General features: G+C 68.7%; 3 protein-coding genes and 1 pseudogene. All 4 read left to right on the plus strand.

Annotation, left to right across the window (positions count from 1 at the left end):
• Positions 1 to 741: flagellar assembly peptidoglycan hydrolase FlgJ (gene flgJ / locus VFL64_RS02950; protein ID WP_489538891.1), on the plus strand; the 741-nt coding region annotated here is incomplete at its 5' end.
• Positions 742 to 756: 15 nt separating this feature from the next.
• Positions 757 to 2,724: a flagellar hook-associated protein FlgK gene (gene flgK / locus VFL64_RS02955; RefSeq protein ID WP_489538892.1), complete on the plus strand. Its 1,968-nt coding sequence runs from the start codon at positions 757 to 759 to the stop codon at positions 2,722 to 2,724.
• Positions 2,725 to 2,752: 28 nt separating this feature from the next.
• Positions 2,753 to 3,946 carry a flagellar hook-associated protein FlgL gene (gene flgL / locus VFL64_RS02960; protein ID WP_489538893.1) on the plus strand — a complete coding sequence of 398 codons (1,194 nt, stop codon included), beginning with the start codon at positions 2,753 to 2,755 and terminating at the stop codon, positions 3,944 to 3,946.
• Positions 3,947 to 3,955: 9 nt separating this feature from the next.
• Positions 3,956 to 4,367 (plus strand): annotated as a pseudogene (locus VFL64_RS02965) (EAL and HDOD domain-containing protein); the annotation flags it as partial.

Here is a 4,367-nt window from a genome sequence, read left to right on the forward strand (position 1 = left end):
ATGAAGAGCATGCGCGAAGCCACCATGTCGTCGGGCATGCTCGACAACTCCGGCACCAAGCTGGGCACTGAAATGCTCGACACCCAGTTCGCCACCCAGATGACGGGCTTGCGCGGCGGCCTGTCGGACGTGATCGCCAAGCAGCTCGAGCGCCAGCTCGGCGAGCCGCTGGCCAACATCGCCGCGGATGCGGCCAAGGCAGCGGTGACCAAGGATGCAGGGTCCAAGGAGGCACCCGCTGCGCCGCTCAGCCCGAGCCTGCAAGGCAAGGAGCGCCAGATCGGCTTCCTCAAGCTGCACGACGGCGCGGCCAAGGCGGCCGAAGCAGCCACCGGCATCCCGGCCAACTTCATGGTGGCGCAGGCCGCGCACGAATCCGGCTGGGGCCGCCACGAGATCAAGAACCCCGACGGCTCGACTTCGTTCAACGTGTTCGGCATCAAGGCCGGCGGCAACTGGAAGGGTCCGACCACCGAAGTCACCACCACCGAGGTGATCGACGGCCAGGCACGCAAGGTCAAGGCCAAGTTCCGTGCCTACGGCAGCTACGAAGAAGCCTTCACCGACTACGCGCAGATGATGAAGAACAACCCGCGCTACGCCAAGGTGGTGGAGAGCGGCGCCTCGGCGCAGGGCTTCGCGCAAGGGCTGCAGAAGGCGGGCTACGCGACCGACCCGGCCTACGCCGACAAGCTCACCCGAATGATCAACACGACCTTGCGCCTGCAGCGCATGGCCTGACGGAGGAAACGCACGATGGCAGCCTCCAGCTTGATGAGCATCGGCACCCGTGCCATGTTCGCCAATTACGCCGCACTCACCACGGTCGGCAACAACATTGCCAACGCCAACACCACCGGCTATTCGCGCCAGCAGGTGGAGCTGGCCACGGCCAAGGGCCTGTACACCGGCGCCGGCTTCTTTGGCCAGGGCGTGAACGTCACCACGGTGACGCGCTCCTACGACCGCTTCCTCACCACGCAGGCGGCAGCCACCAACTCATTGGCTGCGGCCGACAGCGCGCGCCTGGATCAGCTGAGCCAGCTCGAAGGCGTGTTCCCGCTCGGCGAGGCCGGCATCGGCCAGGCGGCGCGCCAGGTGCTCGATGCCTTCGTGGACGTGGCCAACAACCCGCAGGACGCCTCGGCGCGACAGGTGGTGCTCACGCGCGCGCAAGAGCTCGCGGTGCGCATCAAGACCGCCGGCGACCAGCTCAACACGCTGCAGAGCGGCGTGTCGCAGAACATCAAGTCGAACATCGACAGCGTCAACTCGCTCGCCCGGCAGGTGGCCGACCTGAACAAGCAGATCTCGGCGCTGAACGGCGCGGGGCACTCGCCCAACGACCTGCTCGACCAGCGCGACATCCTGATCAACGAGATCAGCAGCTACATCAACGTCACCACCATCCAGGCCGACGACGGCTCGGTGGGCCTGTTCATCGGCGGTGGCCAGTCGCTGGTGCTGGGTGCCAACGCCAACACGCTGGTGGGCAAGCCCGACGTGTACGACCCCTCGCTGACCCAGCTCGCCCTGCGCGAAGGCAGCGTCGACCGCCCGGTGCTGATGGACAGCATTGCCGGCGGCTCCATCGCCGGGCTGGTGCGCTTCCAGAACGACGACCTGAACACCGCGCGCAACCTGCTGGGGCAGCTGGCTGTCTCCATCAGTGGCGCGATCAACCAGCAGCAGTCGCTGGGCCTCGACGCGGGCCAACCCGCCAGCGCCGGCGCGCCCATGTTCTCGGTGGGTGCACCGCGCACCCTGCCGGCCAGTGGCAACACGGGTGATGCGCAGTTCGGCCTCACGGTCACCGACTTCACCCACGTGCAGGCGAGCGACTACGAACTGCGCTTCGACGGCACCAACTACTCGCTCACCCGCATGTCCGACGGCAGCACGGCCATCGGCAGCCCGTTCGCGCCCGCCGCCCTGGCAGCCGGCGTGCAGGTCGACGGCCTCACGCTGCAATGGACCGCCGGTGCATCGGCGCAGGGCGACCGCTACCTGCTGCAGGCTGCCGGCCCCGCCGCGGCCGAGATGCGCTCCGTGCTCAGTGACCCCAAGGGCCTGGCCGCCGCTGCGGCGGTGACCGGCAGCTTTGCAGTCACCAACACCGGCACCGCGAGTGCTGCGTCGCTCGGCTTGGTCGACCCGACGAGCTACGACCCGACGCTCACCACGCGCATCACCTTCAACACGAACACCGGCGACTACAGCTACGACCTGCTCGACGCGAGCAGCGCCGTGGTCGGCAGCGGCACCGGCACCTGGACGGCCGGCAATGCGATCAACATCAACGGCTTCGCGTTGCAGCTGAACGGCGTGCCGCGCAGCGGTGACGTGATCGACGTGGCCGCCACCACCTCGCCGGCCTCGAACAACGGCAACGCCACCGCCTTCGTGGCACTGGGCAGCACGGCCTTCGTGGGCGCGAGCACGCTCGCCAACGGCACGCTGGTGCCGGGGCGCACCATCACCGATGCGTATGCCAGTGCCTTGTCCGACATCGGCGTGCGCGTGCAAAGCGCCAAGTCGTCGGCCAGCATCTCCGCCAGCATCGCCTCCACCGCGGAGGCGACGCGCGCCAACAAGGCCGGCGTCAACCTCGACGAAGAGGCGGCGCGGCTGATCCAGTTCCAGCAGAGCTACCAGGCGGCGGCCAAGATGCTGCAGGTGGCGCAATCCGTGTTCGACACCCTGCTCGAAGCGGCAGGGCGCTGACCCCACTTCCTGACCCGAGAACGCCACCATGCGCCTGAGCACCGCCAACACCTTCGACGCCTCGGTCGAGTCGCTGATCCGCCGCCAGACCGCGCTCTCCGACGCGCAAGAGCAGCTCACCACCGGCAAGCGCGTCAACCGCGCGAGCGACGACCCCGCCGCCGCGGCGCGCGCCGAGCGTGCGCTGGCCGCCGAGCTGCACACCGACGCCACGCAGCGCGCCGTCAGCGCCAGCCAGAACGCCATGACGCTCGCCGAAAGCGCCATGGGCGACGCCGTGGACCTGCTGCAGCAGATCCGCGAAGCGATGGTGGCCGCGGGCAACGGCAGCTACAGCGACGCCGAGCGCAAGGCGCAGGCCGACAAGATCACCGGCCTGCGCAACCAGCTGCTGTCCGTGGCCAACCGGCAGGACGGCGCGGGCACCTACCTCTTCGGCGGCCAGGCCGGGGACCATGCGCCGTTCCTCGACGCCAGCGGCGGCGTGAGCTACCAGGGCACCGGCGGCCAGATCGACGCGGCCTCGGGCGACCCGCTGCCGCTCACCGTCGATGGCCGCGCGGCCTGGATGAGCGCACGCACCGGCAACGGCGTGTTCGTCACCGCGCCCACGGTGAGCACCGGGCAGGCGTGGATCGACACCGGCCACGTCACCGACCCGGCCGCGCTCACCGGCTCCACCTACAGCCTGGTGTTCGACAACACCGCCGGCGTGGTCACCTATTCGGTCTACCAGGACGGCAACCCCACCGCGATGGTGGGCATGCCCTACACCTCGGGCCAGGCGATCGAGGTCGACGGCCTTTCGGCCACCGTGACCGGCGTGCCCGCCACCGGCGACCAGTTCGACCTCACGCCCTCGACGTCCGACCTGAACATCTTCACGGCCATCGACCAGGCCGTGACCGCGCTCAACACGCCCCTGCGCAGCACCTCGCAGATCGCACAGACCAACTCGACCTACCTGGCCGCGGTGGACTCCGCCATGAACCAGCTGGGCTCGGTGCGCGCCAAGGTGGGCGAAACGCTCACCCGCATCGACAGCGCCACCGGCCGGCTCGACGACCTGCGCCTGGCCAGCCAAACCGAGCGAACTAATGCCGAAGGTCTCGACATGGTGCGGGCCATTTCCGACTTCCAGAACAAGCAAACCGGCTACGATGCAGCGCTCAAGAGCTACTCCCTGGTGCAGAAGATGTCGCTCTTCAACTACATCACTTGAGTCCTCCGCGTGAACGACAACACCATCCTCGGCCAGGTCGCTTTCGGCTATTCCCCGTTCATCGACAAGAGCCGGGCCGTCACGGCCACGCGGCTGACGGTGTTCCCGCTGCGCCCGGACGCCACGCCCGACATCGCCCAGCTGCTGCACGCCGTGGGCGGCGTGTGGCCGGCCGATGGCGGCCAGGCCTCGCTCAACGTGCTGAGCGAAACCCTGCTGCAAGACCTGCTGCAGGCCAAGCCGTCACCCAACCTCATGGTCGAGGTGCCGGCCTTCATGGCCGTCGACCCGGCCAACGCGCCCGCCCTGCAGAACCTGCATGCCGCCGGCACCAAGCTGCTGATCAAGGGCCGCCCGCTGAAGGAGCTGCCGCGCGAGGTGCTGCCCTGCTTTGCCTATTCGGTGATCGACCTCGCCGATG

The organism is Rhizobacter sp. (genome assembly GCF_035702065.1).
GTDB lineage: Bacteria > Pseudomonadota > Gammaproteobacteria > Burkholderiales > Burkholderiaceae_C > Rhizobacter.

What these genes read in the sequence shown, in the direction of transcription:
- flgK (WP_489538892.1), top strand. Translation starts at nt 757, where the DNA reads ATGGCAGCCTCCAGCTTGATGAGCATCGGCACCCGTGCCATGTTCGCC.
- flgL (WP_489538893.1), top strand. Translation starts at nt 2,753, where the DNA reads ATGCGCCTGAGCACCGCCAACACCTTCGACGCCTCGGTCGAGTCGCTG.